The sequence below is a fragment of the Desulfurivibrio alkaliphilus AHT 2 genome, assembly GCF_000092205.1.
GTDB lineage: Bacteria > Desulfobacterota > Desulfobulbia > Desulfobulbales > Desulfurivibrionaceae > Desulfurivibrio > Desulfurivibrio alkaliphilus.
The window spans coordinates 1425597-1440623 of record NC_014216.1 but is presented as its reverse complement, the minus strand read 5'-3'; the positions used below and the strand labels follow the sequence as shown (position 1 = coordinate 1440623).

Below are 15027 nucleotides of genomic sequence, written 5' to 3'. Positions count from 1 at the left end.
CCCCGGCAGCCCGGAAAGGTGTTCCCTTGCCGACAGCCCAAGGAGATTTACGATTATGAAGATGGCGGAAGAGGTTTTTTGTTTGCCGCGCCGCGAGCTGGAGCAGCTTTTTGGCGGTGAGTTGCCCCAGGGCGGTTTTGCCGGCCCGGAGCCGGAGCGGCTGCTGGAGTTGCCCCAGCGTTTCATTGCCCGTGGCATCTGCGAGGAAGACCCGTCTTTCAAGCAACTGATTCCCTACCAGCTTTTCTCCTTCCAGCAGCGCTTCTTTGTGTACCGGCGCGGCGGTGGGGTGGGCGAGGGGCGCTTGGCCGGTCGGCTTTCGGTGGGGGTCGGTGGCCATATCAACCGGGAAGATGCCGATGCCGGCGGGTTGCTGACGGCGGCGGCGTACCGGCAGGCCCTGTTGCGGGAACGCCGGGAAGAGCTGGTCAACAGCGACGGGGTAAGCTGCCGTTTCGTGGGCTGGATCAACGACGACGACTCGCCGGTGGGCCGGGTTCATCTGGGGGCCGTACACCTGGGGCAAATGACCGATGAGCAGACCCGGACCGCGTTGGGCATCAGGGCCCAGGGGGAGGATATTCACCCCGAGGGCTGGTGGTCGGCGGCGGAGATTTACGAGCAGGAAGAGCGTTTTGAAAAATGGGCCCTGCACGCCGTCTCCCTGGTTGTCCGCCAGCGCCGGCAGGGCGCTGGATGACCGCAACAGGTGTTAAACCGACGCATCTGGTGCCCGGTGACCGCTTACGGGGTGATGCTCCCTTGGATGAAGCCACTGCGGTGGTGGGCCTGGGCAGTACACTGCGGGGAGATGATGGAGTGGGGCCGCAGGTGGTCGCCTCCCTGGCTCGGCGCTTGGATGTCGCCAGGCGGGGTGGCGCGTTGCCGGTGCCGCCGCCGGATCTGCTGACCGGCGGCTTGCCGCTGCTGGAGATCTTTGCCGCTTACCGGCGGGTGCTGCTGGTGGACGCCATGCACAGCGGCCGCTGGCCGCCGGGGACCATCAAGGTTTTCAGCCCGCGACAACTGGTCGAGTCCTTTCCACCCGGCCCCCTGGTCATTGGCTCGGGTCATGGCGGCTCTCCTGCGGCCGCCATGGTGCAGGCCGAGCGGTTGGGATTGCCGGTGCCGCAATACTTGCGGGTGTGGGGGGTGGAAGCAGCCGAGACGGCGGGGTTCAGCGAGGCCTTAAGCCCGCCGGTGGCGGCGGCGGTCCCCCAGGTGGTGACGGCGTTGCTGGCGGAGTTGGGGGTGTAAAGGGGTGGTTTACGAGCGTAACCGTTCACCAGAGGTACTAACCTGTCGGTTTAACGGGCTGTAATCGTTCAGCAGTGCCGCAGGTTCGGGCAAGCAGCCAGGCGCAGCGTACCCCCTGTACGTAAGCCTGGCTGATCGCCCGAAGATGCGGTGCTGCTGAACGATTACTTACGAGCGCCGTGGGCGGCCGCTGTTGCTGCTGCGGCGGGGAGGGCCGCTTTTGCGCCCGGGTTTGCCGGAGCGGCCGCCTTGGTTGCCGCTTAAATTTTTGTCCACCGGCGGTGCTTTTTGTACCGGCGGGGGCAGGGGGATAAGCAACTCGTCTTCGGGGTAGACGCAATCGAGTTTGCGCCCCATGTACTCCTCGATGGCCGGCAGGTAGAAGGATTCCTCTTCGTCGGCGAAACTCACCGAAATCCCGCTGGCCCCGGCCCGGCCGGTGCGGCCGATACGGTGCACGTAATCCTCGGCGTCCTCGGGCAGGTTGTAGTTGATCACGTGGCTGATGCCCTCGATGTGCAGCCCTCGTCCGGCCACGTCGGTGGCCACCAGCACCCGGATTTTGCCTTCCTTGAAGTTGTCCAAGGTTTTCATCCGCTGCTGCTGGCTTACCTCGCCGGAGAGCATGGCGCAGGAGATGCCGTGGCGGTAGAGCCGTTCCCGCACCCGTCGGGTAACGTCCCGGCGGTTGCAGAAGACAATCACCCGCTCCAGTTGCTTGCCGGTGATCAGGTTGTAAAGCACGGTCATCTTTTCCTTGGCGGTAACCATATAAACCCGCTGTTCAACCCGGTCCGAGGCCACCTGTTCCGGTTCGATCTCCACCGTGACCGGGTCTTTGGTCCACTGGGCCGAGAGGTTGGCGATTTGGGAGTTAAGGGTGGCGGAGAAGAACAGGGTCTGGCGCTGGCTCTTCTCGGGAGTCTGCTGGATAATCCGGCGTACATCGGGGATAAAACCCATGTCCAGCAGCCGGTCGGCCTCGTCGATGACCAGTACCCGTACCTCTTTCAGCGAGACCACCTTCTGGCGCGCGAAATCCAGCAGCCGGCCGGGGGTGGCAATCAGCAGGTCCACCGGGGCCTGCTCGAACATTTTGCGCTGTTTTTCGTAATCGGTGCCGCCGAACACCGCCACGCAGTTGAGCTCGGAGTATTGGGTAAGCTCTTCGGCGTCCCGGTGAATCTGGATGGCCAACTCCCGGGTGGGGGCCAGGATCAGGGCCTTGGGGAGTGCCAGTTGGCGCGGCACGGTGTCCGGCTCCCGCAGCAGGCGGGTGATGATACTGATCAAAAAGGCCGCGCTTTTGCCGGTGCCGGTCTGGGCTTTGCCGAAAGCATCGTGGCCCGCCAGGGTGGGGGGCAAAATCTCCGCCTGTATGGGGGTGCAATACTGAAAACCTGAAGCGTGAATGGCCCGCATCAACTCCTGAGGCAGATCAAGATCGTGGAAGCGGGTCTTGCCTTCCGCCGGCGGTACTTGAAAATCCTCCAGGCTCCAGTTGGCGGCCTCCGGGGTGGTTGCCGCCTGGTCGGCGGTGGCCGGCTGGTCTGCTTTGGGTTTGCGCTTGCGCCGCCGCCGGCGTTTTTGGGGCCGGCTTTCGTCGGTTTCGCCGGAAGTGGCGGCACCTGTTGCTATTGCGCCGAAATCTGCTGTTTGCAGGGTGTCGTCCGCTGGCTTGTGGTCGGTTTGGGCGGTGGCGTCGCTGCCGGTGCGCAGGCGGCGCCGGATGCGCTGAATGAGTTTGCTGATCAAAATAACCTCTTGTATAACTTCCTTAAAGTTGGCAGCCTTGTTGGGCGTAAAAATTTCGTAACCGGCGACGATTGCATTGTTGGGGCAGGCGGGGCATGTCGCTGCCTCCGGGCCGCCACTTTAGACGATTTTCGGTAAAAAAAGAAGAGGTGATTATTGAAATATTGAATTTTCGGGACAATACGTTATGGTGATGGTTTTGCAATTTTTCCGGGAGTGTAGGAGATGAGCACCGAGAAACCGTCGGAAGAGCAGTGGGATATTGCCCAGGCCCGGGAGCTGTACGGGGTTAATCGCTGGGGTTTGCGCTATTTTGATATCAACGAACAGGGGGTGGTGACTGTTGCCCCGCTGAAGGAAGAGGGAATCAGTATTCCTATACTCGAGGTGGCCAAGGAGGCCCGCGAGCAGGGGCTGCACTTCCCCATGCTGATCCGCTTCCACGACCTGCTGCGCAACCGGGTGGCCCGTATCAACCGGGCCTTTTCCGAGGCCATCGCCGAAGCCGAGTACCGTAACCAGTACCGGGGGGTTTATCCGGTCAAGGTCAACCAGCTGCGGGAGGTGGTGGAAGAGATCCTGGATGCCGGCCACGATTATCACCATGGCCTGGAGGTGGGCTCCAAGCCCGAGCTGCACGCCGCCCTGGCCCTGCATGAAGACCCCGACAGTTTGATCGTCTGCAACGGCTACAAGGATGAGGATTATGTCCGGGTGGCCCTGATCGGCCGCAAACTGGGCAAGAAGGTGATCCTGGTGGTGGAAAAGGTGGAAGAGATCCGCCAGATCATCGCCATGGTCAACAAGATGAAGGTGGAGCCGCTGATCGGTTTCCGGGTGCGGCTGATGAGCGGCGGCAAGGGGAAGTGGGCCGAGAGCGGCGGCGAGAACGCCAAGTTCGGGCTCTCCACCATCGACATCATGCGGGCCTCGCGACTGCTCCAGGAGGCCAATATGGCCCATTGCCTCAAGCTGGTCCACTTCCATATCGGCTCCCAGGTGCCCGATATCCTGACCATCAAAAAGGCGGTGAGGGAAGGGGCGATGTTTTATGCCAAGCTCAGCAAGCTGGCTCACCCGGGGCTGGAGTACCTCGATGTGGGTGGCGGCCTGGGGGTGGATTACGACGGCAGCCGCACCACCTTTCACTCTTCCATCAACTATTCCCTCAACGAGTACGCCCGGGATGTGATCTACAACATCATGGATGTCTGCGACGCCGAGGAGGTAGCCCATCCGGTGGTGATCAGCGAATCGGGGCGGGCCCTGGTGGCCCATCATTCCCTGCTGGTGGTGGAAACCTTCGGCAATATCAAGAAGGCCCAGGTGGAAGAGGAGGCGGTGGCTCCCACCATCGAGCATAAACTGATTGACGACGCCTGGTACGCCTACCAGAATATCAGTGAAAACAATCCGCTGGAGGCTTACCACGATGCCCAGCATTACAAGAGCGAGGCCCAGACCCGCTTCGAACTGGGGATGCTGGATTTGGAGGTTAAGGCCGAAGTGGAGCGGATCTTCTGGCTGGTGGGGGTGGAGGTACTGAAATTTTTCCGCGGCGCGGAGTTCGTGCCCGATGAGATCGTCGAGTTGGAGAGCAAATACAGCGATCAGTACCTGTGCAACTTCAGCGTGTTCCAGTCATTGCTGGACCACTGGGGGTTTGGCCAGTTGTTCCCGATCATGCCCCTCCACCGCCTTGATGAAGAGCCCCAGCGGCGCGGGACGCTGGCCGATATCACCTGCGACTCCGATGGGGTGGTTTCCCGCTTCATCAACCTCTATGAAGACGGCGTGGCCACCCTGCCGCTCCACGAACTCAACGGCAAGCCCTATTACCTGGGAATTTTCCTCACCGGGGCCTACCAGGATATCATGGGGGATCTGCACAACCTTTTCGGCCGGGTCAACGAGGCGCATGTTTACCTGGATGAGGACGAGGAAAACGGCTACTATATCGAGGAAACCATTCCCGGCACCACCATGGAAAAGGTGCTGGCCCTGGTGCAGTACAGTGAAGAGGACCTGGGGCGCAAGCTCAAGCGCCAGTTCGACCGGGCCATCCGCGAAGACCGGCTGCGCCCCAACGAGGCCATGCGGTTGCTCAACGAATACAACCGCAACCTGAAAGGTTACACCTATTTAAGGCTGGAGTGAACAAAATGCTGATATGCTGAACGGTTACAGCAGTCGGGCGCCGTGTACACCAGTACGCAAGCCTGGCTGCTTGCCCGAAGGTGTGGCGCTGCTGGTTGTTTGCGGTTTATGAGGGGGGGCGCAGGGCGCCCAGAACCGAGTCAACCGCCTGGTAGATATCCCGGTCCTCGCCGTAGACATCCTGGATTTTGTCGTGCTCCAGCAGATCCTCGGCGATATATTGGGTAACGTAAAGGCTGATGAAGTTGGGGTTGCTGATCAGGCCTCGCAGGGGGGCGGTTTTGTACTGGATGTCGAAGTCCTCCATGTCCGGCAGCCGCTGAAAGAGGTTGGTGAAGACCTCGCGAATGGCCTCGGCGGAGTTGGTTTCGATGATGTGTTTGTCCAACAGGCGCTGCACCAACTTGGTGGCCAACTCCGGGGCGTGGCGATAGAGGTTCTGCAACATTTGCTGCCGTTCCCGCTCCCGCTTGCGATCGATGGCGCCGGCGGTTTTATCGTTGAATGGTCTGGTCTGGCTACCCATTGTTTTTCCTGTCTTGTCTCTTTTGAGGTTCGTGCCGCAGAAAGTTCTACGACCTTGTCTACTCTTGAAATAGATACTGGAAATGCGTTGAAAGAGAAAGCAAAAATAATGGTTTTCTTGATTTTTCCCTCGCTCTTAGGCATATAACGCCGGCGGCGGATGTGCCAGCTTGCTTAGCTTCGGTTTAAGGTTGTTTAGTTTTGAAATTATCCATATTTAAAGCTGATGAGGTGCCCCAATGAACAATGATGCCAGTAAACAAAACCGACTTACCATTCTGCTGCCGGCCGGTCGCCTGCCGCTGCCGGTGATGGCCAAGGCCTATGAGCTGGCCCAGCGCTACGGGCTGGAGGTTTATCTCTCCACCTTGCAGAATTTGCGGCTGATGGGTTTGAGTGAAGAACAGCTGGCCGAAGCCAAAGCCGAGCTGGCACCGCTGGGGGTAGAGTTCAAGGGTCCGGGCAAATTTCCTGTTCCCAGGGTTTGTATCGGCAAGCGGGATTGCACTGCCGGGGTTCAGGAGCCCGAGGAACTTTCCCGCCGGTTGCTGGCTCATTTTCAGGATCGCGGGCCGTTTAAGCCGAAAATCAAAATCGCCATTTCCGGGTGTCCTTTCTGCTGTTCCGGGGTTAAGACCACCGATATCGGGATCATGGGCACCAAGCAAGGGTACGATATTTATGCCGGCGGCAAGGGCGGCCCCAATCCCTTGGTCGGTCGCCGGATTGCCAGGGCGGCCGATGCCGATCAGGTAATTAAGACGGTGGAAACCCTGCTGGCTTACCACGACGCCAAGACCCCCAAAAAGCAGCGGCTGGCCCGTCTGCTGGACGAACCCGACTTCCCTTTCCCGGAAGTATAAAATTTGTTGTCCGTTTTCAGTTGACCTGGACGTTTGTCTTATAGTAAAAGCGGGCAACTGTTAGTGTTTGGTTAAATTCCAACAAGCGATACAGCTCAACAAAAACCCGCCGCGGCTCCTGGCGGGCGTAGTTTCCCGCGAGGGTCCATGTCGTATACTTTTTTCGATTTTCTCCAGTTGGCCGGCTCGCTGGGGGTTTTCATCTTCGGGATGAAGGTCTTCAGCGACGGCTTGCAGAAGGTGGCCGGCAACCGTTTGCGGGCCATTTTAAAAGGCATGACCCGCAACCGGTTGATGGGTATCTTCACCGGTTTCGGCACCACCGCCATCACCCAGTCATCCACCACCACCACCGTCATGGTGGTGGGTTTTGTCAATGCCGGCCTGATCACCTTCGTTGAATCCACCGGGGTGATTATGGGGGCCAATATCGGGACCACGGTCACTGCCTGGATGGTTTCGGTTTTCGGCTTCAAGTTCCAGATCACCCCCGTGGCCATCAGCATGATCGGGCTCTTTTTCCCCTTTCTCTTTGTAAAAAACGAAAAACTGCGCAATATGGCCGAGGCGATGATCGGCTTCGGTATCCTCTTTATCGGCTTGGATTTTATTAAAAATTCAGTGCCGGATATCGACACCAATCCGGAGATGTTTGCCTTTCTCCAAAGCTTTGCCGATTTTGGTTTTGCCTCCACCCTGCTGTTCATTGTGGTGGGCACCGTGCTGACCCTGCTGACCCAGTCTTCCTCGGCCGCCACCGCCATTACCCTGGTCATGCTGGCCCAGGGCTGGATTACTTTCCCTATCGCCGCGGCGATGATTCTGGGGGAGAATATCGGCACCACGGTAACCGCCAATATCGCCGCTCTGGTGGGCAATGTGCAGGCCAAACGGGCGGCGCGCTTCCACTTTTTTTTCAACGTCATCGGGGTTTGCTGGATGCTGCTGGTGATCACCCCCTTTCTGCATGGCATCGACTGGGTAATGCAGAGCGTTTCCGCCAGTGGGGTCTCGGTGCTCAGTGACGATCCGGCGGCGCGGACCAATGCCACCCTGGCGTTGGCACTGTTTCACACCACATTCAACATCTTAAACGTGCTGCTGCTCTTTGCCCTGGTGCCCATGCTGGTGCGGCTGGTGGAGTATATTCAGCCGGAAAAGGCAGGCGAGCGGGAAGGATTTCGGTTGCGCTATATCCACACCGGCCTGATGTCGTCGGCCGAGCTGTCGCTGGAGCAGGCCCAGCGCGAGATTCAGCAGTTTGCCGCCCTCATCGTCAAGATGCATTTTTCCTTTACCGGCCTGCTGCTCAAAGACAGGCAGAAGCAAAAGGGGTTTCTGGAAAAGATCGAAAAACGGGAACAGATTACCGATCAGCTGGAGCTGGAGATTGCCGAGTATCTGGTGCAGATCCAGGAGAACGCCTCGCTTTCCCTGGCCTCGTTAAACCAGATCCGGCACATGCAGAACATGCTCCATGATCTGGAGCGGATGGGTGATATCTATTACGAGATGTCCAGAACCTATGAGCGTATCCTGGAAGACGGCCTGGATGTGCCCGAGGACGTGATGGACGAGCTTCACGAGATGCTGCGGGCGGTGCACGAGGCCCTGGTTTTCATGACCCAGAACCTGCGGGACACCACGGTGCGGGTGAACATGCAAAAAGCCGTCGAGCTGGAAAAGGGGATCAACAACCTGCGTGATTGTCTGCGCAACCGCCATTACGGCCGCCTGGAGCAGGGGGTCTATTCGCCCCGCATCGGGGTGATGTACCTTGACCTGCTCAATCGCCTGGAAAAGGTGGGCGATCATATCATCAACGTCAACGAGTCGCTGGCCGGCGGCAAAATGCAAACCGTAAGCAGTATTTAAGGTAGTTTTTTTAGATTTTGGCGATGAAAATGACCCGGTCGGGGGCGGGGTAGCCCTCGATGGTTCGGGCCGGATTTTCCGGGTCGAGGAAGTCGCTGTACGATTCGAAGGTCATCCATTCGGTGCGGCGCTGTTCTTCGGGGCTGGTGGGCACCTGGCTGAGCAGGTGTACTGTTTTGAAGCCGGCGCGGCTGAGCCAGTTGTGCAGGCAGGCGGCGGTGGGAACAAAGTATACCCCCGGGGCTTTGGCGTAGGTGCGCTCGGGGAACAGGGCCAGGCTGTCGGTTCCCGGAATGGCCTGGGACTCCAGGACCAGCGTGCCGCCGGGGCGCAGGGCCGCATGCAGTTGTTGCAGCATGGTCAGCGGGTCACGCCGGTGATAGATCACCCCCATTAGAAAAATCACGTCGAAAGAGGCGGGGTACAGCCCGATCTGTTCCACCCCCATGGGCTCGATAAACAGTGGTTTGGCAGCCTGGCCGGCCAGGTGCTGCAGGCTTTTGAAGCAGTAATAATGCTGCAGCACGGGCTCAAAGCCGACCACCGCGGCTGGTCGGCGGGGCAGCAGGCGGAACATGTAATAGCCGTTGTTGCAGCCGATATCGGCCACCATCCGGTTTTCCAGCTCCGGCAGGCCGGGCAGTAACCGGTCCCATTTGCGAAAGCTTTGCCACTCGGCGTCAATCTCCAGTCCGAAGAGGGAAAAAGGCCCCTTGCGCCAGGGCATGAAGCGCCGTAATGACTCGTGCAGCAAGTCGTATTGCGTGTGGTTAAGTTCCCCGCATCGGCCGATGCGCACCGCATCGCCGCTGAAATCGCAACTCTCCGCCGGCGGCAGGGTGCAAATTTGCCGCCAGGGCTCCTGGAAGCGCAGAAATCCTTTTTTGGGGCGGGCCAGGCGTTTTTCGTGGTCGGCCCGCCACCGTCGCACCGCCCCGTCATCCGCCTTGGGCATCAGATCCAGATAATCCGCCGCTTTTATATCCATTTGCAACCTGTAAACTTGTCGATACTGCGTGGCTGAACGCTTACGAGCGCTTGCTACTTAACCGCCACCAGGGAAGCGAAGTTGAACCATTGAAAAACGCTCTCCACCCGCTTAAAGCCGGCCTGTTCCAGCAACTGGCGGTTTTCTGCCAGAGAGAAGGGAATGAGCACGTTTTCCAGGGCCTCCCTTTTTTTGCTGATCTCGATTTCCGAGTAGCCCCGGGAACGCTTGAAGTCGAAATAAAAATCGATGAAATGGCGGTTTAGTTCCGGGTCGTGGGAGATGATCTTCTCACTCATAATCAGGATGCCGCCCGGGCGCAGGGCCCGGTACAGGGTGGCGGCAAAGTCCGGCCGCTGCAAGGGGCGGATGAATTGCATGGTGTAGTTGAGAATGATCGCCCCGGCGTTTTGGCCGTTAAAGTCGCCGATGTCGCCCTCGACAAACTCGATGGCCTCGCCGGGGGCGTAACCGGCCGCCTTGCGCCGGGCCTTGTCCAGCATTGCCGCTGAGTTGTCCACCCCGATCAGGCGCAGCTCCGGGATCTGCAGGCGCCGGGCCAGGTGCAGCAAGGTGTTGCCGGTGGAGCAGCCCAGGTCGTATAGCCGGTCGCCGGGCCGCAAAAAACACTCCAGCAGCAGGGCGTTCATTTCAATGACCTGCTCGTAATTGGGGATCGAACGGCGCAGCATGTCGTCGAAGACCTCGGCCACCTCGGCGGTGAACCGGAAGTCGCTGGCGACCTTGCCGTGGTTGAACAGTTGATCTTTAGGCATGGGACCTGTTCAGCTCGGTTGGTTCAGCGGGTTTTACCTCGCCCGGAAGCTTTGCGCCGCCGGGACAGCGAGCGGATTGTCCCGCTCTTGGGGCTGCCGCTGCCGGCGGGGCCAGCCGTTTTGCCCCCGCGCCGGTGGCCCCGGCGGCTGCCTTTGGGGCATTCGCCCTGGCCGGGGTCGCAGCGGGGGCCGTCCGAGTGACGCTTGGCCGGCGGTAGCCGGCGGTAAAGCAGAATGGTGCCGCCGATAATCTGGACGATCCGGCTGTTGCTGTCGGCGGCCAGCTGTTGGGCCACGGTGGTTTTGTCCTCCGGGCAGCCTTCCTGAATTTTGATTTTCACCAGTTCGTGCGCGGTCAACACCGCCTCCAGGGCGGCCAGCACCGCCGCCGTAAGACCTTCCCGGCCAACCATCACCGTGGGGTTGAGGTGATGGCCCTGGGCCCGCAGTTCGCGGGCCAGGGAGCCGCGCAGGTAAAGATTTTCATGTTCTGGCATCTGACTGGTTCCCGTAGTCGTTGGTTAAAAAAATAAGCTTTCACCAAGGGTACTAACCTGGCGGTTTAACGAGCCGTAAACGTTCAGCCGTGCCGCAGGTTCGGGCAAGCAGCCAGGCGCCGCGTACCCCTGTACGTAAGCCTGGCTGATCGCCCGAAGATGCGGTGCGGCTGAACGTTTACTAAAAAACGTTGGAAAGGATCTCGTAGCCGCCGACCCATGTGCCGATCATGCTGCCGATGGCCGGCAGGATGAAGGCCAGAAAAATACGCAGCAGGCGATTGCGCCACCAGCCCCCCAGGCTGTTCATGTCATCCAGGACGCGCTCAAATTCCACCACCAGGGGGGGGCGAAAATTGGCCTGGAGAAAGGCGGTGACGTAACCGGCCCCGATCACCGGGGTCAGGCTGGTTACCGGCGCGGCGACAAAGGCCCCGGCAATGGTCAGGGGATGGGCCAGAGCCAAAGCCGCGCCGATGGCGGCGGGAATGCCGTTGGCTAAAATCCAGTAAATCAGATTCTGGCCGGCCACGGCCATACCCTTGCTGATGGCAATATAGGCCAGTGCACTCAAGATTATTGCCGGTACCGCCCAGGCCAGGGCTTTCCAGGTTTTGGCGGCCGGCGGAATCCGGCTGATGGTCGCCATTTGCTCCTGCCGGTCCTGGGCGAGGGCTTTTTTCAAGCCGGCCACATGGCCGGCCCCGACCACCGCCACCAGCTTGTCTCCGCTGGTGGCCTTGATTTTTTCCGCCAGATAGGTGTCGCGCTCGTCGATGAGCACCTCTTTGAGCTCCGGCAGCTCCCGGCCCAGCTGGGCCATCAGCTCGGAGAGCAGGTCGGTGTTGCGCAACTCCCGCAGATCGGCCTCGCTGATTTCGCTGCGGTCGAACATGCCGGCCAGCAGGGTGGCCAGCAGCATCATCTTGCGATACCAGGGAGTGGCCCGCCAGGCCCGGCGCATGGTGATCCGGACGTCCCGGTCGCAAAGCGCTACGGGGATATTAAGCTCTTCCGCCTGGCGGGCGGCGTTTAGCAACTCGCTGCCCGGCTGCACCCCCAGCTTGTCGCCCAGCTTCTTCTGGTAAGAGGCCAGCAGCAGGTTGATCAACAGGGTGGCCAACTGGCGGCGCCGCATAATTTCCTTGAGGTCCAGCAGTTCCCATTTTTTGCGGTGGGCCAAAGATTGATAGCGCTTTTCGTCCAGTTCCAGGCAGACCGCATCAGGGCGCAACTCGTCTATGACCTGGTGAACCAGGTCGGCGGATTCTTGAGAGACATGGGCGGTGCCGATCAGAAAAATCTGCCGGCCGGCCAGGCTGACCAGGTGCACGTCCTGGTGCAGGTGGCTCTCGGGGGTGGTGTTCGGGGGGGTCGACACGTGCTTTTCCTGCCTTGGTGGATGGATTAAGGACCATGCCCTTTTACCGAAAATCGCTGCCGGGGGCAATCTATTTTCAGCCAATCACTGCGGCTTCTTGTCAAGTAACCGTTCACCAGGGTTATTAGCTTACCTTGTCAAGTTTACGCTTTCCCGCTATGCTGGCAGTACGGACGTGCCGGTTTGCCGGTGCGGCCTGTCCCTTTGTCCGGGCCCCGCGCTGGCAGCCCTTTGAAAAGGACGGCTGGTGGCCCCTGGACAATCCCCGTTGACACCCCCCATGGGCGGCCATTGAGGAAAATGATGGGCCGTCGAAACCATTGGCAAGGAGGTCCTCTTTTTATGGTTGCGCAAGTTGAGAATTCAACCGCCGACGAGTTGCTTCGTTGCTGGGAGAAGGCCTATCTGGCCAGGTCTTATGATGCCGCCGTGGGGCGTTTGTTCCGGGGGATTACTCACAACCTTAACGGGGTGATGCAGGTGGCCTCATTTTATGGTGATGTGTCCCGTCTCGCCCTGGAAAGGGCGGCCGACTTACTGGCCCAGGTAAAAGCAGCCGAAACCCCGGCTCAGGCGGCCGGACCCCTGGGTGAGTTGGCGGTGGTGCTGGAGGAACAGCAAAAGGGCCTGACCCAGTTCAAAGAGAGGATCGGGCAGGGAGCGGAGATTTTGCGCCGGGCCTTGACCATGCCCGCTTTGCCCGCCGAAGGGCCGCAGCCTCGAGGCTGGAATCTCAATGACGTGGTGCGCTGCGAAGACGAATTTCTTTGCGCCGACACTTTTTATAAGCACAAGCTGGAGCGCAAGCTTGAACTGGCCCCCGAGCTGCCCGCCCTGGTCGGTGACCTGGTGGTGGTGCATGAAGTGGTGCATATCCTGCTGAAAAATGCCCTGGAGGCGGTGCGTGAGGGTGAGCGGGCATCGCTGGTGATCCTTACCTTGACTGATGGAGAAATGGTGGAGCTGGTGGTTCGGGACAGCGGCCCGGGAGTCCCTGGGGAGCAGCGCGACCAAATTTTTGCCCCTTTCTTTACCACCCGCAGCAATCACCAGGGGCTTGGCTTGTACCTGGCGCGCAAGTTGGTGCGGGGCTGTGGCGGTGAGTTGCTTTGCCTGGACGGCCCCGGCGGCGCTTTCAAGCTTCGCCTGCCCTTTGCCGCAACGGATGCCGGTCGTTTAACGGCCGCTGGTGACGGCGGTAGAGATGCCTGAGACCACCGGCGGCACCCTATATGTAGTGGCAACCCCCATCGGTAACCTCGAAGATATCACCCTGCGGGCCCTGCGTGTTCTGGGCGAGGTTGACCTGATTGCCGCCGAAGATACCCGGCGCACCAGAAAGCTGCTTAATCACTTCGCCCTTAAAACCCCCTGTCTTAGCTATTACCGGGAAAACGAGGCCCGGCGGGGCGAGGAGATCATGGCCAAGTTGCTGAGCGGCCAGATGGTGGCCTTGGTTTCCGACGCCGGCACCCCGGGGATTGCCGACCCCGGCGCGCGCCTGGTCAACCGGGTACGGGAGGCCGGCCTGCCGGTGGTGCCGTTGCCCGGCGCCTCGGCCCTGGCGGCCTTTTTGAGTGTGGCGGGCCAGACTGGGGCAAGTCACCTTTTTCTGGGGTTTCTGCCGGGGCGCAGTGGAGAGAGGCGCAAACTGCTGCAAAGCCTGGCAACGGAACCGCACCCGCTTGTTTTTTACGAATCCCCCCACCGCCTGCTTAAAAGCCTGGCCGATGTCCTGGCGGTCCTGGGTGAGCGCCGGGTGGTGCTGGCTCGGGAGTTGACCAAGATCCATGAAGAGGTGTTGGTGGGTGAGTTGGGGGCATTGCTGGCCCGGCTGCAAAAACGCCCGGCTATCAAGGGTGAATTTGTGGTGCTGCTGGCCGGGGCCGAGCCGGCGGCGTTGGCGGCGGAGCGGCCCTCCGGGGAAGATTTTGCCCAACTGGCGGCCTGGTACCGGGACCAGGCCGGTCTATCTTTGAAAGACGCGGCCCGGCAAATGGCCATCGACCTGGACCTGCCCCGCAGCCAAGTATACCGCCGCCTGCTTGAACTCTGGACAACCGTTCACCAGGGGTCCTAAGCTGCCGGTCTCACGGGCCGTAAGCGAACAGCCGTGCCGCAGGTTCGGGCAAGCAGCCAGGCGCAGCGTACCCTCTGTACGTAAGCCTGGCTGATCGCCCGAAGATGCGGTGCGGCTGTTCGCTTACCATTGTTCGGCTTGGGCTTTATGCTTGTCAAGCAGCGGTTTTCCGACTAAATTAAAGCCTTTTTATAACAGGTAACGGTCGTCGGGGCAGGGCATTTTTGGCCATGAAACAGGTTCAGGATTTTTATTTTCGCAAGGCCCGTAAAGAGGGGTACCCCGCTCGTTCGGTGTATAAGCTGGAAGAGGCCCAGCAAAAATTCAAGCTGCTGCGGCCCGGCGACAAGGTGTTGGATCTGGGGTGCCAACCGGGCAGTTGGTCCATCTACGCCGCCCGGGTGGTAGGACGCCAGGGGCTGGTGGTGGGGGTGGATATCACCGCCGGTCCCATCAAGACCCGGGGCGGGGCCCCCTTCCATTTTGTGCTGGGTGATATTACCAGGGAGTCGGTGCAGGAAAAGGTGCGGGGGATCTGCTCCCGTTACCGGGTGCTGATCAGCGACATGGCTCCTCGCACCACCGGCAATCGCTGGGCCGATCAGCAGCAATCTCTGCGCCTGGCCCGCACGGTGCTGGAACTGGCGGCAAATTGGCTGCAGCCTGGCGGCCATCTCTACTGCAAGGTCTTTGAGGGCGAAGATTTCCAGGAACTGGTAGCCGACGTCCGCCGATCATTTGGCAAGGTCAAGGTGTTCAAGCCCAAAAGTTCACGTACTGAAAGCCGGGAAGTTTTCTTGCTGGCCATGGACTATAAAGGGTGAAACCAGGTCTCACTATACATATATACAAAATAACATGAGCTAAGAGGAG

General features: G+C 60.0%; 14 protein-coding genes. 8 read left to right on the top strand and 6 right to left on the bottom strand.

What is annotated here, in order from left to right:
- Positions 1-55 precede the first annotated feature (55 nt).
- Together DAAHT2_RS06230 and DAAHT2_RS06225 are read left to right on the top strand one after the other, a co-directional pair.
- Positions 56-700 (top strand): phosphoesterase, encoded by a 645-nt coding sequence (locus DAAHT2_RS06230; protein WP_013163449.1) that lies wholly within the window; start codon positions 56-58, stop codon positions 698-700.
- Between the two features lie 62 nt (positions 701-762).
- The gene (locus tag DAAHT2_RS06225) at positions 763-1257 is read left to right on the top strand and encodes a hydrogenase maturation protease (RefSeq protein ID WP_041718849.1); all 495 of its coding nucleotides are present in this window, start codon (positions 763-765) and stop codon (positions 1255-1257) included.
- Between the two features lie 168 nt (positions 1258-1425).
- Here DAAHT2_RS06225 and rhlB read toward each other — a convergent pair whose 3' ends face one another.
- A complete protein-coding gene (rhlB, locus tag DAAHT2_RS06220) occupies positions 1426-3012 on the bottom strand; it encodes an ATP-dependent RNA helicase RhlB (RefSeq protein WP_013163447.1) in 1587 nt (528 codons plus the stop codon).
- A 225-nt stretch (positions 3013-3237) separates the two neighbouring features.
- On the opposite strand from rhlB, the gene speA reads away from it, so the two are divergent.
- Positions 3238-5169 carry a biosynthetic arginine decarboxylase gene (speA, locus tag DAAHT2_RS06215; RefSeq protein ID WP_013163446.1) on the top strand — a complete coding sequence of 644 codons (1932 nt, stop codon included), beginning with the start codon at positions 3238-3240 and terminating at the stop codon, positions 5167-5169.
- Between the two features lie 106 nt (positions 5170-5275).
- Here speA and DAAHT2_RS06210 read toward each other — a convergent pair whose 3' ends face one another.
- Complete coding sequence (locus DAAHT2_RS06210) at positions 5276-5695, bottom strand: M41 family metallopeptidase (protein ID WP_013163445.1); 420 nt, start codon at positions 5693-5695, stop codon at positions 5276-5278.
- A gap of 238 nt (positions 5696-5933) precedes the next feature.
- Between DAAHT2_RS06210 and DAAHT2_RS06205 the strand changes: the two genes are divergently transcribed.
- Together DAAHT2_RS06205 and DAAHT2_RS06200 are read left to right on the top strand one after the other, a co-directional pair.
- Positions 5934-6557 carry a ferredoxin-like domain-containing protein gene (locus tag DAAHT2_RS06205; protein ID WP_013163444.1) on the top strand — a complete coding sequence of 208 codons (624 nt, stop codon included), beginning with the start codon at positions 5934-5936 and terminating at the stop codon, positions 6555-6557.
- Positions 6558-6704: 147 nt separating this feature from the next.
- Positions 6705-8432, top strand: coding sequence for a Na/Pi cotransporter family protein (locus DAAHT2_RS06200; protein ID WP_013163443.1), 1728 nt, complete (start codon positions 6705-6707; stop codon positions 8430-8432).
- Positions 8433-8442: 10 nt separating this feature from the next.
- On the opposite strand, the gene cmoB is transcribed toward DAAHT2_RS06200, so the two are convergent.
- From cmoB to DAAHT2_RS06180, 4 genes are all read right to left on the bottom strand, one after another.
- The gene (cmoB, locus tag DAAHT2_RS06195) at positions 8443-9420 is read right to left on the bottom strand and encodes a tRNA 5-methoxyuridine(34)/uridine 5-oxyacetic acid(34) synthase CmoB (RefSeq protein ID WP_013163442.1); all 978 of its coding nucleotides are present in this window, start codon (positions 9418-9420) and stop codon (positions 8443-8445) included.
- Positions 9421-9473: 53 nt separating this feature from the next.
- Positions 9474-10196 (bottom strand): carboxy-S-adenosyl-L-methionine synthase CmoA, encoded by a 723-nt coding sequence (cmoA, locus tag DAAHT2_RS06190; RefSeq protein WP_013163441.1) that lies wholly within the window; start codon positions 10194-10196, stop codon positions 9474-9476.
- 23 nt (positions 10197-10219) lie between these two features.
- Positions 10220-10693, bottom strand: coding sequence for a ribosome assembly RNA-binding protein YhbY (gene yhbY / locus DAAHT2_RS13860; RefSeq protein ID WP_013163440.1), 474 nt, complete (start codon positions 10691-10693; stop codon positions 10220-10222).
- A gap of 181 nt (positions 10694-10874) precedes the next feature.
- Positions 10875-12074 carry a TraB/GumN family protein gene (locus DAAHT2_RS06180; protein ID WP_013163439.1) on the bottom strand — a complete coding sequence of 400 codons (1200 nt, stop codon included), beginning with the start codon at positions 12072-12074 and terminating at the stop codon, positions 10875-10877.
- A 342-nt stretch (positions 12075-12416) separates the two neighbouring features.
- Between DAAHT2_RS06180 and DAAHT2_RS06175 the strand changes: the two genes are divergently transcribed.
- From DAAHT2_RS06175 to DAAHT2_RS06165, 3 genes are all read left to right on the top strand, one after another.
- Complete coding sequence (locus DAAHT2_RS06175) at positions 12417-13286, top strand: sensor histidine kinase (RefSeq protein WP_013163438.1); 870 nt, start codon at positions 12417-12419, stop codon at positions 13284-13286.
- Positions 13279-14154, top strand: coding sequence for a 16S rRNA (cytidine(1402)-2'-O)-methyltransferase (gene rsmI, locus DAAHT2_RS06170; protein WP_013163437.1), 876 nt, complete (start codon positions 13279-13281; stop codon positions 14152-14154). The genes DAAHT2_RS06175 and rsmI overlap by 8 nt, the downstream gene beginning before the upstream one ends.
- Positions 14155-14384: 230 nt before the next feature.
- Positions 14385-14978, top strand: a complete 594-nt coding sequence (locus tag DAAHT2_RS06165) for an RlmE family RNA methyltransferase (RefSeq protein WP_013163436.1) — start codon at positions 14385-14387, stop codon at positions 14976-14978.
- The last annotated feature ends 49 nt before the right edge of the window (positions 14979-15027 follow it).

Coding starts and splice junctions, on each gene's coding strand:
- DAAHT2_RS06230 (WP_013163449.1), top strand. CDS start 56: ATGAAGATGGCGGAAGAGGTTTTTTGTTTGCCGCGCCGCGAGCTGGAG.
- speA (WP_013163446.1), top strand. CDS start 3,238: ATGAGCACCGAGAAACCGTCGGAAGAGCAGTGGGATATTGCCCAGGCC.
- DAAHT2_RS06210 (WP_013163445.1), bottom strand. CDS start 5,695: ATGGGTAGCCAGACCAGACCATTCAACGATAAAACCGCCGGCGCCATC.
- DAAHT2_RS06205 (WP_013163444.1), top strand. CDS start 5,934: ATGAACAATGATGCCAGTAAACAAAACCGACTTACCATTCTGCTGCCG.
- DAAHT2_RS06200 (WP_013163443.1), top strand. CDS start 6,705: ATGTCGTATACTTTTTTCGATTTTCTCCAGTTGGCCGGCTCGCTGGGG.
- cmoB (WP_013163442.1), bottom strand. CDS start 9,420: ATGGATATAAAAGCGGCGGATTATCTGGATCTGATGCCCAAGGCGGAT.
- cmoA (WP_013163441.1), bottom strand. CDS start 10,196: ATGCCTAAAGATCAACTGTTCAACCACGGCAAGGTCGCCAGCGACTTC.
- yhbY (WP_013163440.1), bottom strand. CDS start 10,693: ATGCCAGAACATGAAAATCTTTACCTGCGCGGCTCCCTGGCCCGCGAA.
- DAAHT2_RS06175 (WP_013163438.1), top strand. CDS start 12,417: ATGGTTGCGCAAGTTGAGAATTCAACCGCCGACGAGTTGCTTCGTTGC.
- rsmI (WP_013163437.1), top strand. CDS start 13,279: ATGCCTGAGACCACCGGCGGCACCCTATATGTAGTGGCAACCCCCATC.
- DAAHT2_RS06165 (WP_013163436.1), top strand. CDS start 14,385: ATGAAACAGGTTCAGGATTTTTATTTTCGCAAGGCCCGTAAAGAGGGG.